General features: G+C 40.8%; 19 protein-coding genes. 10 read left to right on the top strand and 9 right to left on the bottom strand.

The window, feature by feature from the left end:
* Positions 1 to 7 precede the first annotated feature (7 nt).
* A complete protein-coding gene (locus E7413_05320) occupies positions 8 to 163 on the bottom strand; it encodes a YqzL family protein (protein ID MBE7019276.1) in 156 nt (51 codons plus the stop codon).
* 274 nt (positions 164 to 437) lie between these two features.
* On the opposite strand from E7413_05320, the gene E7413_05315 reads away from it, so the two are divergent.
* The 6 genes from E7413_05315 (at position 438) to E7413_05290 (ending at position 2,866) form a co-directional block, all read left to right on the top strand.
* Positions 438 to 677 (top strand): hypothetical protein, encoded by a 240-nt coding sequence (locus tag E7413_05315; protein ID MBE7019275.1) that lies wholly within the window; start codon positions 438 to 440, stop codon positions 675 to 677.
* Between the two features lie 22 nt (positions 678 to 699).
* Positions 700 to 1,074, top strand: coding sequence for a hypothetical protein (locus tag E7413_05310; protein MBE7019274.1), 375 nt, complete (start codon positions 700 to 702; stop codon positions 1,072 to 1,074).
* 18 nt (positions 1,075 to 1,092) lie between these two features.
* Complete coding sequence (locus tag E7413_05305; protein MBE7019273.1) at positions 1,093 to 1,353, top strand: hypothetical protein; 261 nt, start codon at positions 1,093 to 1,095, stop codon at positions 1,351 to 1,353.
* Between the two features lie 108 nt (positions 1,354 to 1,461).
* Complete coding sequence (locus tag E7413_05300) at positions 1,462 to 1,623, top strand: DUF1540 domain-containing protein (GenBank protein MBE7019272.1); 162 nt, start codon at positions 1,462 to 1,464, stop codon at positions 1,621 to 1,623.
* Positions 1,624 to 1,862: 239 nt separating this feature from the next.
* Entirely contained in the window at positions 1,863 to 2,609 is a 747-nt protein-coding gene (gene xth, locus E7413_05295; protein ID MBE7019271.1) for an exodeoxyribonuclease III, read from the top strand.
* An 86-nt stretch (positions 2,610 to 2,695) separates the two neighbouring features.
* Positions 2,696 to 2,866, top strand: a complete 171-nt coding sequence (locus E7413_05290; GenBank protein MBE7019270.1) for a 4Fe-4S dicluster domain-containing protein — start codon at positions 2,696 to 2,698, stop codon at positions 2,864 to 2,866.
* 58 nt (positions 2,867 to 2,924) lie between these two features.
* Here E7413_05290 and E7413_05285 read toward each other — a convergent pair whose 3' ends face one another.
* The 8 genes from E7413_05285 to E7413_05250 form a co-directional block, all read right to left on the bottom strand.
* Positions 2,925 to 3,365: a GNAT family N-acetyltransferase gene (locus E7413_05285; protein ID MBE7019269.1), complete on the bottom strand. Its 441-nt coding sequence runs from the start codon at positions 3,363 to 3,365 to the stop codon at positions 2,925 to 2,927.
* The gene (locus E7413_05280) at positions 3,362 to 4,066 is read right to left on the bottom strand and encodes a glucose 1-dehydrogenase (GenBank protein ID MBE7019268.1); all 705 of its coding nucleotides are present in this window, start codon (positions 4,064 to 4,066) and stop codon (positions 3,362 to 3,364) included. Before E7413_05280 ends, E7413_05285 begins: the two co-directional genes overlap by 4 nt.
* Positions 4,067 to 4,143: 77 nt before the next feature.
* Entirely contained in the window at positions 4,144 to 4,674 is a 531-nt protein-coding gene (locus E7413_05275; GenBank protein MBE7019267.1) for a spore maturation protein, read from the bottom strand.
* A complete protein-coding gene (locus E7413_05270) occupies positions 4,671 to 5,255 on the bottom strand; it encodes a hypothetical protein (protein MBE7019266.1) in 585 nt (194 codons plus the stop codon). Before E7413_05270 ends, E7413_05275 begins: the two co-directional genes overlap by 4 nt.
* An 86-nt stretch (positions 5,256 to 5,341) precedes the next feature.
* A complete protein-coding gene (mnmE, locus tag E7413_05265) occupies positions 5,342 to 6,688 on the bottom strand; it encodes a tRNA uridine-5-carboxymethylaminomethyl(34) synthesis GTPase MnmE (GenBank protein ID MBE7019265.1) in 1,347 nt (448 codons plus the stop codon).
* Positions 6,689 to 6,720: 32 nt separating this feature from the next.
* A complete protein-coding gene (locus E7413_05260) occupies positions 6,721 to 8,409 on the bottom strand; it encodes a copper amine oxidase N-terminal domain-containing protein (protein ID MBE7019264.1) in 1,689 nt (562 codons plus the stop codon).
* Positions 8,410 to 8,545: 136 nt separating this feature from the next.
* Positions 8,546 to 8,764, bottom strand: a complete 219-nt coding sequence (locus E7413_05255) for a holin (protein MBE7019263.1) — start codon at positions 8,762 to 8,764, stop codon at positions 8,546 to 8,548.
* A gap of 3 nt (positions 8,765 to 8,767) precedes the next feature.
* Positions 8,768 to 9,556, bottom strand: a complete 789-nt coding sequence (locus E7413_05250; protein MBE7019262.1) for an N-acetylmuramoyl-L-alanine amidase — start codon at positions 9,554 to 9,556, stop codon at positions 8,768 to 8,770.
* A 111-nt stretch (positions 9,557 to 9,667) separates the two neighbouring features.
* On the opposite strand from E7413_05250, the gene E7413_05245 reads away from it, so the two are divergent.
* From E7413_05245 to E7413_05230, 4 genes are read left to right on the top strand one after another with little or no spacing between them, the layout of a single operon-like run.
* The gene (locus E7413_05245; protein MBE7019261.1) at positions 9,668 to 10,423 is read left to right on the top strand and encodes a WecB/TagA/CpsF family glycosyltransferase; all 756 of its coding nucleotides are present in this window, start codon (positions 9,668 to 9,670) and stop codon (positions 10,421 to 10,423) included.
* A gap of 4 nt (positions 10,424 to 10,427) precedes the next feature.
* Complete coding sequence (locus tag E7413_05240) at positions 10,428 to 11,162, top strand: FAD-dependent thymidylate synthase (GenBank protein MBE7019260.1); 735 nt, start codon at positions 10,428 to 10,430, stop codon at positions 11,160 to 11,162.
* 15 nt (positions 11,163 to 11,177) lie between these two features.
* On the top strand, positions 11,178 to 12,119 hold the full coding sequence (locus E7413_05235; protein ID MBE7019259.1) for an undecaprenyl-diphosphate phosphatase: 942 nt from the start codon (positions 11,178 to 11,180) through the stop codon (positions 12,117 to 12,119).
* A 15-nt stretch (positions 12,120 to 12,134) separates the two neighbouring features.
* Positions 12,135 to 14,489 carry a DNA translocase FtsK gene (locus E7413_05230; GenBank protein MBE7019258.1) on the top strand — a complete coding sequence of 785 codons (2,355 nt, stop codon included), beginning with the start codon at positions 12,135 to 12,137 and terminating at the stop codon, positions 14,487 to 14,489.
* The last annotated feature ends 7 nt before the right edge of the window (positions 14,490 to 14,496 follow it).

The raw sequence follows: 14,496 nt of genomic DNA, 5'->3' as shown, positions 1-14,496 counted from the left end.
AGTTTTTTTATGGTTTCGTTTCCTGATTTTGTTCGGCTTCTTCCTCTTTTAACAGAAGATAGGCATCAATTCTGCCGGTTTCTAAGAATAAATTCCAGAAAAAGTTCTCGTTGTTATTGCCGGTTTTATGAGTTTGGTTTCGGGTTCTTTTTTTAGAAAGCATATCTTCTGTCTCCTTTTTATTTTGGTAGTAATATTCTTTCCGTGTGGGGCTCTTTTTATAACAAAACGAATGATTTGGCATATCTTGTAAATGAAAGGGGGCGACACCATGAAAGGCGATACCTCATTATTATTCTTTATTTTAGTGTTCTTATTATTGTTCTATTAAAACATATTGGGAAAAGGGACGGCATATACTGTAACAGAAACACTAAGAAACTATAAAAAGCGGTTTATGCCGTGCCCCTTTTTTTTAAAAAAAGGAGGAGACTTTTATGTCAAGCTGGGAAGAACTTTTTCGTGGGATGGATCAAGGTAAGGTGAAATCTGCTATGGAAAGAGCAAAGGCGTTATCAGAAAATCCAACCGTTCAGCAGGCATTTGCCCGGATGGACCAGAAAGAAATTGCCAATATGATCCGATCATTGTCCGAACAGGATAAAAACCGGTTGTTGAAAAGTTTATTTCAATCCAAAAACAAGGATTTTCTTGAGATCATTGATCGATTGAAATGAGAAGGAGATGTGAGCAAATAAGATGGCAGAGCTGGATAAAAATCTTTTGATGGGGATGCTGCAAAATTTACTGGGAGACAACGGCAACGATAGTGCTCCAAAGGAAAATTCAGATTTCCAGCCTTTGGAGTCCGAAAATAAAACGGTATCTTTGCCTGTTTCTTCTTCTCCAAAAGAGATGGATGATTTTATCAATACAGCAGAAATGATGAGTAAGTTTACTGATTTGATGGGAAAATTCCGTCAGGCAAGTAATACACAGGAGGCTGCACTGTTATCTGCTCTTCGTCCTTATCTTCGATCGTCCCGTCAGCCGAAAGTGGACACGATGCTTCGGGCATTGCAGGCATACCGTGTGTTTTCTGAAATGAAAAAAAGCAATTCAAAAGATACATAGGGACAGGAGAGATGGGGAATGTATCAGTCAATTCCCAAACGGGTTTATACTACGAAGGAAAGCGCTATGCCAAAAATACCGATACAAAGGTCGGTTTGTGCAGATCGAACAGAAAATTATTTCGCGTCGGAATTACCTAAAAAATCAAAATTGTCAAAACTTCCGAAAAATATAGAGACGGATGATTTGCTTTTAATCGGATTGTTATTGTTACTCATTTCCGAAGAAGGGGATAATCAGCTGTTAATTGCTGTTGTGGCATTTTTGTTGTTTTCGTGAGTTTTTTTCATAAGAAAGTATATTTTCATTTGAAAAAGCCAATAGTAAGAGTGAAAAGAATGTTCTTTTCAAAAACGAAACTATTAAAAAACAAGGAGGCATTTTCTTATGAATCAGGCAAATCATGCTATCAAATGCACCGTGCAGCAGTGTAAACATCATTGCAATTCCGAAAATTACTGTTCTTTGGATTGCGTTACCATCGGTACTCACGAAATGAACCCTGCTATGGATCAGTGTACTGACTGTAAATCTTTCGCAAAGAAATAAGTTTTCGGGTTGAAAAAAATAACGAAAACAAACAAGAAACACCATTCATACTTTTTTCATCCTTTTTTTACTACGGCATTCTGACACGAAAAAGCAGAATGTAACATTCCGGGAAAAAGAACGGCTTTTTTTAAAAAAAGAAAGCGGTTCTTTTTCTTTTTGATGACATTATGAAATTTCCTCTATACAAAATGAAAAATATATGGTATACTTCATGTGTAAAAAAGGAGGAGCAAAATATGAAACTCATTTCCTGGAACGTAAACGGACTTCGTGCGTGTCTAACCAAAGGTTTTTTAGATTTCTTTTCTTCGGAAAATGCAGATATTTTCTGTATTCAGGAAACGAAAATGCAAGAGGGACAGGCAGAACTTAGCTTAGATGGCTATCATCAGTATTGGCATAGCGCCGAGAAAAAAGGGTATAGCGGAACGGCTGTATTTACGAAAGAAAAACCCTTAAGTGTTACTTACGGCATTGGAGATCAACACAACGATGAGGGCAGGGTAATTACTTTGGAATTTGATAATTTTTACCTAGTGAATTGTTATACTCCAAATGCTCAGCAGGAATTAAAACGACTGGATTACCGTATGGAATTTGAAGACGATTTTCGTTCCTATTTAAAAAGTTTACAAAAACCTGTGATTCTATGTGGTGACTTAAACGTTGCCCACCAGGAAATTGACTTAAAAAACCCCAAAACCAACCGTCAGAATGCAGGATTCTCCGATGAAGAACGTGGTAAAATGACTGAGCTTTTGTCATCTGGCTTTTCCGACACGTTCCGTACTCTTTATCCCGATAAAACCGATGCATACACCTGGTGGTCTTATCGGTTTTCGGCAAGAGCTAAAAACGTGGGATGGCGGATTGACTATTTTATCGTTTCTTCTTCTGTAATGAACAAAGTTTCCGACAGTGTAATTTATCCCGAAGTGATGGGAAGTGACCATTGTCCCATCGGTTTGATTATAAATTTGTGAGAAAAATAAAAAAATTCAAAAAAACTATTGAAATTTAAAAAAAAATGTAGTAAGATATAACCAACAATATTAGGAGGTGTTTTCCAATGGCTTTTAAAATTACTGACGAATGCATCAGCTGTGGTGCATGTGAAGCGGAATGCCCGGTAAGCTGTATTACCGCAGGTGACAGCAAATATGAAATTGATGCAGATGCTTGTATCGATTGCGGTACTTGCGCAGGCGTTTGCCCCGTAGGTGCTCCTGTTGAAGGCTAATCCCAAACATAAAAAACCGTAAGAGTTTTGCTCTTACGGTTTTTTGTTTTGTTATCAATTATTCCAACGTCATTTGTTCATAGGGAAGTACTTCAAACCCAAAGCTTCGGTACAGTTTTTTGGCGCCTTCGTTTTCTTCGGTCACTTCCAGACGGAATCGTTTGGTATTTTCTTGGTATTCGTTTAATATCCACTCTAGTGCCTGTTTTCCAAGTCCCTGATTGCGATACATTTCTTTCACGTAAAGCTCTTCAATCCAGACTACCATTCCGCCCACCTCGTTGGAATAGGTGAAAGATAACAACACATATCCCAATGTGTTTTCGCCATCCGCCATCACAAGTCCCCGAAGATAAGGAGAACCTTTTACGGCAAGGTCAAAGGTGGTTTTCATATCTTCTTTTTTGATTTCGTGGCAAACGGCAGGAGAGGAGAAAAAGTCACGGCACATAGCGTAAAACTCAGTTTCGTGTTCAGGTTTAAAATCCAACAGCATCATATCACAAATCCTCCGTTAGAACTTAACATCTGACCTGTGATAAATTTCGCCTTATCAGATACCAAAAAGCTGACAGCTTCTGCAATATCGCGGGGAGTTCCTAAGGTGCCCAAAGGAGTTTCTTCTGCCAAATCGGCTAAATCATCTTCGGTAAAATCGTTTAACATATCAGTTTTGATAATGCCGGGAGCCACACAGTTCACTCGGATGTTGCAGGGTGCCACTTCTTTTGCAAGTGCCTTGGTAAAACCAATAACTCCTGCTTTTGCGGCAGAATAATGCACTTCACAAGAGGCACCAACCATTCCCCAGATGGAGGAAATATTTAAGATGGCACCGCATTTTTTGTGAATCATATGAGGGAGTACTGCTTTGGTTACCAAAAACATACTTTTTAAGTTGGTATCCATCATAGTGTCCCAGTCTGCTTCCGTAATATCAGTAAACAGTTTCTGCTGAGCGATACCTGCATTATTTACCAACACATCAATTTTTCCGTATTTTTTGGTAATATCTTCTATCATTTTTGATACTTCTGAGGAATTGGAAACATCTGCAAGGTATCCCATTTGGGTTTCGGTATTTTCTATTACGGTATTTTTACTGTTGGCAATGACAAAGTAACCGTCTTCTTGCAGTTTTTTTGCGATTTCTTTTCCGATTCCACGACCAGCACCGGTCACTAACGCAATCTGTTTCATAGCGGTAAACGCTCCGTTCTTTTTGGTTCTTTTGGTATCATTTCATACCATAATCATACCATATTCCAAAATAATTGTCAAGCAGAGCAGAGGAACAAATTGACCGTCAGCATTGCAAGGAATATGACAATCATATCAGCACATAATCCTAACAGTAGTGGCAATTTCGTTTTCTTGACACGGGTTACGGCAAAATAGACGGTAACGGTGTAAATGGTGGTTTCGGTGGAAGCACAAATCACCGATGCTAAAAGTCCTTCGTAGCTATCTGCACCAAACTTTTCTAAAATATCGGTTAAGAGCACCATGGCACCGCTTCCCGAAATGGGACGCACTAAAATCAGTTCTCCTATACCATCAGGGATTTTTAAAAAATGAAAAAGAGGGGAAAGTAATTTTAAAAAGAAAGACAATGCCCCCGATTCTCTGAAAACGGCAATGGATACCATAATGGCAAGAATATTCGGTGTGATTTTCACAATTGCCGAAAATCCTTCTTTAGCTCCCTTTGTAAATGCGGAAAGGGAGTCTCTTTTTTTTAGAAAAGAAATCAAAAATAAGCTGAGAAAAAACAGAGGAAGCACACTGTTTGATAACGCAGAAATCATAACGATGTCCTCCATTTCTGATAGGAAAGAGCCAATTTACATAAAAACAGAGCAGATATCAGTCCCAAAAATCCTGTAACGAGAACAGGAATTACCACGGCAGAGGGGGAAACCGAGCCTGCCATGGCACGAAGACCGATCACCGTGGTGGGAATCAGTTGAACAGAGCAAGTGTTAAACAAAATAAAACGGCACATATCAGGGGTGGGATATCCGTCCGATTTTACCTCTTTATCCAGTTCTTCCATAGCGGCAAGACCGGAGGGGGTTGCCGCATTGCCGATGCCTAACATGTTTGCCGAAATGTTTACCGATATTTTTTGCAAAGTTTTTTGATTTTTTGTCTTGAAAATTTTTGCAAGAATTGGAGATAGTAGTTTGGATAACAATCTTGTCAATCCGATTTCCTCTGCAATTTTTATCATCCCTGAGAAAAATGCGGTTAAGAATAACAACTTCAGCACAAAAGATGCGCAGTTTGCGGTGGCAGTGGTAATGATGTTGGTTAGTTGCCCTAAATTATGGTTGATTGCCAGAAAAATAATTCCCCATATCCAGAAAAACGAAATCACATATCCCATAAAAAAATCACCGAAGTTCCTTTCATTTCATGTTATGAAGGACAACTTCGGTGATATGTATTTTTTGATATTTTTGTATCGAAAAACTATTTTCCGATGCAGAAGTTTTTAAAAATATTGTCAATGACCTCATCGTTGACGGTGGTACCTGTGATTTCGCCTAAGTAAGATGCGGCATCTTCCAGATCAATGGAACAGATGTCGGCTTCCAGGTTCATTTTCAAGGTGGAAATCGCTCTGGTAAGACTTTCTTCCGCCATTAAAAGTGCCTGATAATGACGTTCAGAGAACAGTGTTTCTTCTGATTCTGATTGTTCCAATCTTGCTTCGATATCTTCTTTGATGCCGTCCAACAGTTCTGATATACCCTCATTGTTTTTAGCACTGATGCAGTATACTTTTTTGCCGAAATCATCGGGAATTTTTGGAGTATTCAAATCGGTTTTATTATAAATCACCACCGTATGAGAGGGTAGTTTTTTGATATATTCTGTTTCCTCAGCGTCCAATTCTTTGGATGCATCCAGAAGATAGAGAATATAGTCCACCTGCTCAATATATTGGTAGGATTTTAAAATTCCTGCCTGCTCCACAATGTCACTGCTTTCACGAAGCCCTGCGGTGTCAGCAATGTTCATCATATAACCGCCAATATCAATCCGCTCGGTGATGACATCACGGGTGGTGCCTTCAATATCGGTAACAATGGCGCGGTCTTCTTCTAAAATGGCGTTTAAAAGAGACGATTTTCCCACGTTGGGCTTTCCGCAGATTGCGGCGGTGAAACCATCTTTTAAAATTTTCCCTTTATCGTAGCTGGTGAGCAGGGAAGAAATATCCTTTAAAATCACTTCCAGACGGGATAAAATCACGTCGTTGTGGTTACCGCCTGTTTCATCGGGAAAATCGTTTCCTGCCAAAATATGCATAATTTCCGTCATAATGCGGCTTCTTAATCCGTCAATTTTATGGCGAAGTTTTCCATCTAAGTTTTCCTGTGCCATTAAGAGTGCAGACTTGGTTTCGGCGCCAATAGCATCAATCACTGCTTCTGCCTGGGTCAGGTCCATTTTTCCGTTCAAAAAGGCACGTTTGGTGAATTCGCCTTTTTCAGCAAGACGGGCGCCGTTTTTTAAGAGTTCTCTCATCACACATTCGGTCACGGTTTTCCCGCCGTGACAGTAAAACTCCACGGTATCTTCTCCTGTGTAGGACTTGGGTGCAAGCATTTTTACCGCCAGACAATCATCTAAAATGTTGCCGTCTTTGTCACGGATTTTGCCGTAAACCAAACTTCTGTCGGCAGCTTTTGACAATTTTCCACCAAACAGAGTATCTCCGATTGCCACGGCATTTTCACCGCTTAAACGGATGACGGATACGGCACTTTGTATATTTTTGGTTGCAGGAGCTGCAATGGTATCATAAAACATAGATGGTTTAGACCTTTCTTGTATCGGTTCGGTTATTCGGTGTAGTGCCAAGGGCTGATGTAAACTGCATTTTCTTCTGCATTCCAGCTCACTTTATCATCGGAAAAAGCAGAAATCATAGCTCTGAGCGGTACGTAATCCTGACCGTCTTTTACCAGAGTGGGAGCGGCAAGGGTGATGGCATAATCATCACTATACATTACGTTGTCTCCGGGATAGTAATAAGTCCATTTTTCTGTTACCGGGTCGGAAAAAACAATCATTTGGGTTTCTTCATCCCAGAAATAGCTGGTTCTTAACCAGTTCATCAAAGGTTCTAAGGGAACGTAGATGGTTCCATTTTCGTTTAAGATGGGAGCTGTGTTATCAAAATCAAGTAGTTCACGGCTATAGTCGGATTTGTATACGATGCTGAGACTTCCGTCAGGTGCCGGCAGGATAATATCGTCATCAACGGAATCACTATATTCATCCTTGTAGGTTTCACCGTTTTCAATTTTTTCTGCTAACCAATCAATTTCATCCTGAAGAGAATCAGCTATACATTTGTATACGGACACATTGTTTTCTTCCGTTAGGTTGGGGAAGGAAATATTCTGAAGTCTACTGATGCTTTCACGTTTCTGATTGTAATGCAGGCGGATTTCAAATGCAAAATCTTCTTCATAATCTGCAGTACCGTCTGCAAGTTTGGAAATGGCATTGATATCAAAGTCCAAATGAATGTCGCTGTTTATTTCGGTGATATATCCTTGGGGATTTACGGTGAAGGTCACGCGGATACCGTCTTCTCCTATCAGACGCACATTATCAAGCAGTGTCAATATGATTTCTGCTCCTAATCTCATTTGAGAAACTGCATCGGGGTCCTCGGGAAGCTGGGGTAATGTCGGGATATCTTTCATAATTTCTTCTGGATAAATGGTGGTATAATAAGTGGTGATGGCATTCCAGAGCTTTGCAATTTCATCTCTGGCTTCAGGGCTATCAAAATAGGTCATCACAGCGGAGCGTAGGAGTGCTTTGAAATCCTGATCAGATATTACCAAAGAATATGTGTTGTTAGATTTGGTCACCAATTGGGGAGCATCGCTCATATAAGCAGCGTATCCCTTCAAACAATTGAACATATTGTCGTTTAATTGCAATGCATCGGCAATTGAGGTGTTAAAGTTATAGTTGGGCGTATAGTCTGGTGCAACAAATTCCTTCTCAAAGTATTGAGCGTTTAGACGAGCAAATTCTTCTTCTTTTTCGGCTAATTGAGCGATATCAGCAGTATCTACGGTGCAATAAGTAGCATCTTCGTACTGATGGGGTAACATTGCTTTAAACAGGGTGGGAATTTTAAAAATGGTTTTGGTTTGACCGTCTTTTACAGATGCATAAATTTCACCTGAGAAATTCATATCGTCTGAAAGGATGGAATACTGTGCTTTGGTAGTAGCTGCTTCTCCCTGAATCATTTGTTCGGTGGTAGCTTCTAAGCGAAAAGAGGAGAGCATATTCAAAATACTTTGCAGATTGACATCCATTTCTTCTTGAATTTGAGAGGGAAGGGTAATCTTCATGTTACCCGACAGCAGCTCTTTAGTTTTGACAGAAGTCATCTGTACATCTTTTTGTAATGCAGCCATCAGGGATAACTCCTCAGAAGAGCATCCGGTGAATAACAGAATGCAAATCATGGAAAGGATTAACGCAACAAATCTTTTTGTCATAGGAAATACCTGCCTTTCTGAAATTTTTGTCGGATTTATCACGGTGTTAACCGCTTATTTATATTATATCATATAACCAAGAAATGTCAATATAGAAAAAGACATGCCCCATAATTTTGGGACATGCCTTTTTTTCTTAGGAATCTTGTGCTTTGGTGACAGATTGGATATCCTGAGAAATCTTTTCTAATGTGGTTGAAATTTTCTCCAGCTTTTCAGCCTGACTATCAACAATCGACATTAGCCTTTCTTCTCGTTCTCTGGATTCCTTTTGATAGGTAAAAAATAACCAGATAAAAAGCGCGGCAAATACGCCTTGCCCCATCACAAGCTCCAAAAGTGCTTGTAAATCCACGGCTTACTCCTTTTCGTAACTTTTCAGAAGTTTTTTGTATAGGTCTTTGCGGTAGGGGTGCTGATCCAACAATGTGAATACAGCAGCAGAATTGTCTAACCCCCATTTGTCGGAAAGCAATTCTTTGAGAGTAGATAATTCATCTGTTGGAGTGATATTAAGATGTTTTAGCACGCCCTTTGAAATTGCCGAGGCAAATATTTCCGGATTATTTCTCAACAGAGCGGCATCTGTGGGGTCATCCAAAAAAGCAGTTTCCACTAAAATGGCAGGGCAGACGGTTTCTCTGAGTACCAGCAGATTAGCTTCCTTCACACCTCGAGAGCGTAAGGATAAGTCCTTTGTTAATGATTGCAGGACGGCTGATGCCAGTTGCTCTGCCTGCCCTCCTTTTTGAACAACCAGAACCTCTGTGCCTGTTCCGCCGCCTGCGTTGCAGTGAATTGAAATAAAATAATCACAGGTTTCATTGTTGGGAATTTCAGCTCGTTTTTTTAAACTGCTGTTGACAGAATTGCCCAGATTCTCGGTTTCACTTTTTCTGGTCATCACGGTTTGAATCCCATTAGATTGCAGTTTTTGTTGAAGTAACACAGCAATCCGATAAGTGATGTCTTGTTCTCTTAGACCGTTCGCTTGAGCACCTGTATCCCAGCCGGAATGATTGTGACCTGCGTCAATACAAATTTTCACATATAACACCTCCTTCAATCGTAAGAAAAAGCGACCTTTTATTTGTCCCGTGTTATTATGAGCAAAATACTGCGAATAGTCAAGAAAAATACAGAGAATTGATAGGAATCAGGTCTTTTTGTAAAATTTAGAAATAAAGGTTGCTTTTTTCTTAATATAATGATATAATATATACTGATATTTTATGAACCAAACTAAGGAGGGTGCACCGTGTTTGAAAAAGTGGATGTGCTTGGCGCGCAAATTTCCAATGCTACCATTTCGGAAATTGTTTCAGAAATTATTTCTCGCATCAAAAATGGAGAAAACACCGTGGTGTATACCCCGAATTCTGAAATTATTGAGCAGTTCAGAAAAGATGAAAATTTGATGAACCTTTTAAATTCTGCCGACATTTTAACTGCGGACGGCATCGGCGTGGTGAAGGGAGCCAAAATGTTGGGCACACCTTTAAAGGAACGTGCCGCCGGGTATGATATTGCTTGTCAGCTTTTGGAAGAAGGTGCCAAAGAGGGAATCCGGCTTTATCTGTTTGGATCCCGTGAAGAGGTCTGCGCTCTTGCCAAAGACAATATTTTAAAAAAATATCCGGGGATTCAAATTGTGGGAACCCAGAACGGTTATTTTAAAGAACCGGTGGGCGAAAAAATTGCCCGGGCAAATCCCCAGGTGGTTTTTGTTTGTCTGGGTGCCAGAAAGCAGGAAGAATGGATTTATGAGAATAAGCATTTGTTTTCCGGCACAACTTTCTTAGGTATCGGCGGCAGTATGGATGTGTTTGCAGGTGTGGTAAAACGTGCACCGGATATTTTCATTAAATTGCATCTGGAATGGTTTTACCGTTTGTGCAAACAACCCAGTCGTTTTGTCAGAATGTTGGCATTACCCAGATTTTTATGGCAAATCATTTTAGAAAAGAGGAGACGCAAACGTCTTATCAAACAAAACAAACGAAAAGGAGCGTAAACATATGTTAAAAGTCATTTTAATTTCTCACACGCCCAATCCTGAAAAAGTGGTGGCTGCTGCTGCTAAAATGTGTTATTCCAACAGTGGTGCTGAAAATATTTTAGATAAACTGGATGAAGAAAAAACCACCAAATTTTTAGAACATTTAACCGCTTTAGGACACGAGAGTCCTTTAGAACATATCACATTTACCTTTGCAGTGGAAGGCGTAAGCCGTTCGTTGCTGGCTCAGCTGACCCGTCACAGAATGGCATCTTACAGCGTAAAATCTCAGCGGTATGTAGAGGAAGCAAACTATGAATATATCACGCCGCCCGAGATTGCTGAAGATCCCGCTGCAAAGGCGCTCTATGATAAAACAATGGCACAAATCGGCGAAGCATACGAAAAACTGACTGATGTGTTATATCAGAAACACGTTGCCACAATGGATGAAAAAGCGGCGAAGAAAAAAGCCATTGAAGATGCTCGTTTTGTGCTTCCCAATGCTTGTGAAACCAAACTTGTTATGACCTTTAACGCAAGAAGCTTACTCAATTTCTTTCAGCATCGTTGTTGTAACCGTGCGCAGTGGGAAATTCAGGCATTGGCTGATGCTATTTTATGGAAAGTTCGTGAAGTAGCTCCTGTGATTTTCTCTCACGCCGGACCCAAATGTGTGAATGGTGTTTGTCCGGAAGGCAGTATGAGTTGCGGTAAACGCAAAGAGATGCAAGAGCGTTATCTGGTAAAGTAAAAAGGAGAACGATTTATGGAGCTTATAATAGCCCTGTTTTTCGGTATCATCCAAGGGGCAACGGAGTTTTTACCGATTTCCGGCGGCGGCCATCTTGCGATGATACAAAATTATAATCAAACAGTGTTTGGAGCGGAGCTTTTTTCACCTACACTGAGTTTTGATATTATGCTGCGCCTTGGTACGCTTGCTGCCATCATATTTGTGTTCTATTCGGATATCAAACGTATCGGGCGAGAGTTTATGATGTGTATCGGAGACATTATTCACAAGCGTTTTTCCATACATACCAACAGGCCGTATCGTCAACTGCTTTATATGCTGGTGGTAACCACATCATTTTTGGTACCTGCAGTGTTCTTGATGGATTATATGGAAATGAATTTTTCCAAGCTCAGCGTCATAGCCTTTACGCTGATGGTGACGGGGATTTGTAATCTGTTCATTGATTCCATCGGAACCGGAAGACGAAGAAAATCGGTAAATCAAGCGGATAGCGGTGAGACGGTTGTGGTAGAAGCAGAGTCCAAGGAAGAAAAACGTTCAGCGATTTTGTCATCTTTAGAGGCAGACGGTCCTAAAGATGTGTTGAAAAAAGGAGCGGTAGTGGGTGCTTTTCAGTTGGCATCCGTGATTCCGGGAATTTCCCGCTGCTCTTTAACGGTTATGGGTGGTCTTTTAGCGGGCTTTCGCAGAGATTTCACTGTAAAATATGCATTTTTAGCTACCATTCCTGTTTTAACCGTGAAAATTCTGATGCAAACGGTTACCGTGATTCGAGATGGGATTGTGATTAATTGGATTCCCTATCTTTTGGGAATGATAGCAGCCTTTGCCAGCGGCGTGTTTTTTATTGGCGTTATGCGAAAAGCGGTGCGCAGAAACTGGTGTAAGCGCTTTGGCATTTATTGTTTGATTTTAGGCGTGTTTATTACGATGATACAACTTAGAGGATAGAAAGGATTTTATTTCATGGCAACGAAGAAAAGAAAAAAATCAACTCCGGCAAGACGAAAATCCCGTACTGCTTCCAAAAAGAAATCCGCTCAGTTGAAGTTGGATCCCAGGGTTTCTTTTTTTCTGAAAGTCGTGGGCGGTTTCGCTTTGATTGTATATTTGTTTTTTAGTGTATTCAGTTCTTCCGCAGGGGGATTGGGTTCTCTTGTAAAGTGGCTCCTTTGTGCGTTTGTTGGCGACGGAGTATATTATGTGCCGATTCTTTTGGTGTATATTATGATTATGAATCTGATCTACATCAAAACCGGAGAATCCCGTGGAAAAATTATCACTGCATTTGTAATGATGCCCGTGATTGCAATGGCAGGTCACGTGTTGCATGACTGTGAAGTGGCAGACTTATCATTAAAGGCCTGGGGAACCATTATGCAAGAAGCTCAGCTTGGAAATAACGGCGGCTTGTTAGGCTCTTATCTGGGCAGCATCGTAACCGGTTTATTGGGATGGGCAGACAAAGTGTTTGTAGTGCTTGTTCTTTTAGGCGGATTATTTGTGATGTTCAATGAAATTATCGGTACCGTATTCGGGAAGTTTACAGAATGGTTCCGCAAAACATTTTTGCAGAAAAAAACTTCCAAAATATTCCGTGTACCCGGTGTGGAAACCGATAAAGTTCGATCTGATGAAGTGATTCGGGAAGAAATTAAGAGAAACACCCTGGATGTTGATATCACGATGGACATTGCCGAAAATGCAGATGTGATCATCGAAAAATTTGCGACGCCCGAAGATGATCTGAAAGATCCTGAGTTGATGTCTGCAACTTCTGCACAATCGGAACCCAATAAAAAACCTGCGCTTTCCAATCAGGAAATTGCAAGTGTAGCCCAGGAATTGAATGAAGCAAAAGAGCAAGAGGTGAAGGAATATATATATCCTTCTATTGATTTTCTGAATAAAGGAATCAATCGCCCCACCGGTTTAACCAAAGAAGAATTGAATGAAAATGCAATTCGTTTGGTTACCACACTGCGGGAATTTGGCGTGGAGGCAGAAGTGGTAAGCGTTCAGGAAGGTCCTTCTGTTACCCGATATGAAATCCGTCCTCAGGTTGGGGTAAAGATTTCTAAAATTATGGGTCTTAGCGATGATATTGCACTTCGTATGGCGGCAAAAGGAATTCGTATTGCTCCTGTTCCCGGGAAAACCGTAATCGGGGTGGAAATTGCCAATCAGAAGGTTATGCCTGTATTTGTGCGTGATGTCATAGCCTCCAGTGAATTTATGGAGCATAAATCCAAGGTATCTTTTGCAGTTGGGAAAGACATTGCAGGTACTACCGTGGTTGGGGATATTGCCAAAATGCCCCATTGTCTGATTGCAGGGGCTACCGGTTCCGGTAAGAGTGTGTGCATTAACTCTTTGATTACTTCTATCTTGTATAAAGCAAGTCCGGAAGAAGTAAAAATGATTATGATTGACCCCAAAGTGGTGGAATTATCTGTTTATAACGGGATTCCACATCTTTTGATTCCTGTGGTAACTGACCCCAGAAAAGCGGCAGGTGCCTTAAACTGGGCAGTTATGGAAATGCTCAACCGTTATAATCTGTTTGAAAAAGCCAATGTTCGTGATTTGGATAGCTACAATGAGCATCAGGTTGCAAACGGCGAAAATCCGTTGCCTAAAATCGTCATCATCGTGGACGAGCTTGCCGATTTGATGATGGCATCCCCAAAAGAAGTGGAAGAATATATCTGCCGTCTGGCGCAGCTTGCCAGAGCAGCAGGTATGCATTTAATTATTGCAACTCAGCGTCCCTCTGTTGATGTTATCACCGGTCTGATTAAAGCAAATATGCCTTCTCGTATTGCATTTGCCGTGTCTTCTCAGATTGACTCCAGAACCATTCTGGATATGGGCGGTGCGGAAAAACTTCTGGGGAAAGGGGATATGCTTTATGCACCCATTGGCGAATCTAAACCCATTCGTGTGCAGGGAGCTCTGATCACCGATAAAGAAGTGGAACAGATTGTGGATTTCTTAAAACAGAATACAGAAGCAAATTACGATGACGATGTAATTTCTCATATTGAAACTGCAGGTGCCAAAGACGGTCCTTCCGCCACTTCCGATGCAGGAGATGCAGACCAAATGTTGCCGGACTGTATCGAATTTGTGGTAGAACTTGGGGAAGCATCTGTGTCCAAATTACAGCGTCGGTTTAAACTTGGCTATTCCAGAGCTGCAAGAATTGTGGACCAGATGGAAGAACGAGGCATTGTTGGTCCCTCTGAGGGCAGCAAACCCAGACAGGTGTTAATTACCAAAGAACAGTATTACGAAATGAAATTAAATGAGGGAATGTAATTCCCGA

The sequence above is a fragment of the Oscillospiraceae bacterium genome, assembly GCA_015068645.1.
Classification (GTDB): Bacteria; Bacillota; Clostridia; order UMGS1840; family UMGS1840; genus SIG452.
This window is presented reverse-complemented; position numbering and strand designations above follow the sequence as displayed.

Excerpts from the sequence above, each read along its gene's own strand:
- mnmE (MBE7019265.1), bottom strand. The coding sequence starts at position 6,688 with ATGTTTTATGATACCATTGCAGCTCCTGCAACCAAAAATATACAAAGT.
- E7413_05280 (MBE7019268.1), bottom strand. The coding sequence starts at position 4,066 with ATGAAACAGATTGCGTTAGTGACCGGTGCTGGTCGTGGAATCGGAAAA.
- E7413_05260 (MBE7019264.1), bottom strand. The coding sequence starts at position 8,409 with ATGACAAAAAGATTTGTTGCGTTAATCCTTTCCATGATTTGCATTCTG.
- E7413_05290 (MBE7019270.1), top strand. The coding sequence starts at position 2,696 with ATGGCTTTTAAAATTACTGACGAATGCATCAGCTGTGGTGCATGTGAA.
- E7413_05315 (MBE7019275.1), top strand. The coding sequence starts at position 438 with ATGTCAAGCTGGGAAGAACTTTTTCGTGGGATGGATCAAGGTAAGGTG.
- E7413_05305 (MBE7019273.1), top strand. The coding sequence starts at position 1,093 with ATGTATCAGTCAATTCCCAAACGGGTTTATACTACGAAGGAAAGCGCT.
- E7413_05275 (MBE7019267.1), bottom strand. The coding sequence starts at position 4,674 with ATGATTTCTGCGTTATCAAACAGTGTGCTTCCTCTGTTTTTTCTCAGC.
- E7413_05310 (MBE7019274.1), top strand. The coding sequence starts at position 700 with ATGGCAGAGCTGGATAAAAATCTTTTGATGGGGATGCTGCAAAATTTA.
- E7413_05235 (MBE7019259.1), top strand. The coding sequence starts at position 11,178 with ATGGAGCTTATAATAGCCCTGTTTTTCGGTATCATCCAAGGGGCAACG.
- E7413_05285 (MBE7019269.1), bottom strand. The coding sequence starts at position 3,365 with ATGATGCTGTTGGATTTTAAACCTGAACACGAAACTGAGTTTTACGCT.
- E7413_05270 (MBE7019266.1), bottom strand. The coding sequence starts at position 5,255 with ATGGGATATGTGATTTCGTTTTTCTGGATATGGGGAATTATTTTTCTG.
- E7413_05230 (MBE7019258.1), top strand. The coding sequence starts at position 12,135 with ATGGCAACGAAGAAAAGAAAAAAATCAACTCCGGCAAGACGAAAATCC.
- E7413_05320 (MBE7019276.1), bottom strand. The coding sequence starts at position 163 with ATGCTTTCTAAAAAAAGAACCCGAAACCAAACTCATAAAACCGGCAAT.
- E7413_05300 (MBE7019272.1), top strand. The coding sequence starts at position 1,462 with ATGAATCAGGCAAATCATGCTATCAAATGCACCGTGCAGCAGTGTAAA.
- xth (MBE7019271.1), top strand. The coding sequence starts at position 1,863 with ATGAAACTCATTTCCTGGAACGTAAACGGACTTCGTGCGTGTCTAACC.
- E7413_05240 (MBE7019260.1), top strand. The coding sequence starts at position 10,428 with ATGTTAAAAGTCATTTTAATTTCTCACACGCCCAATCCTGAAAAAGTG.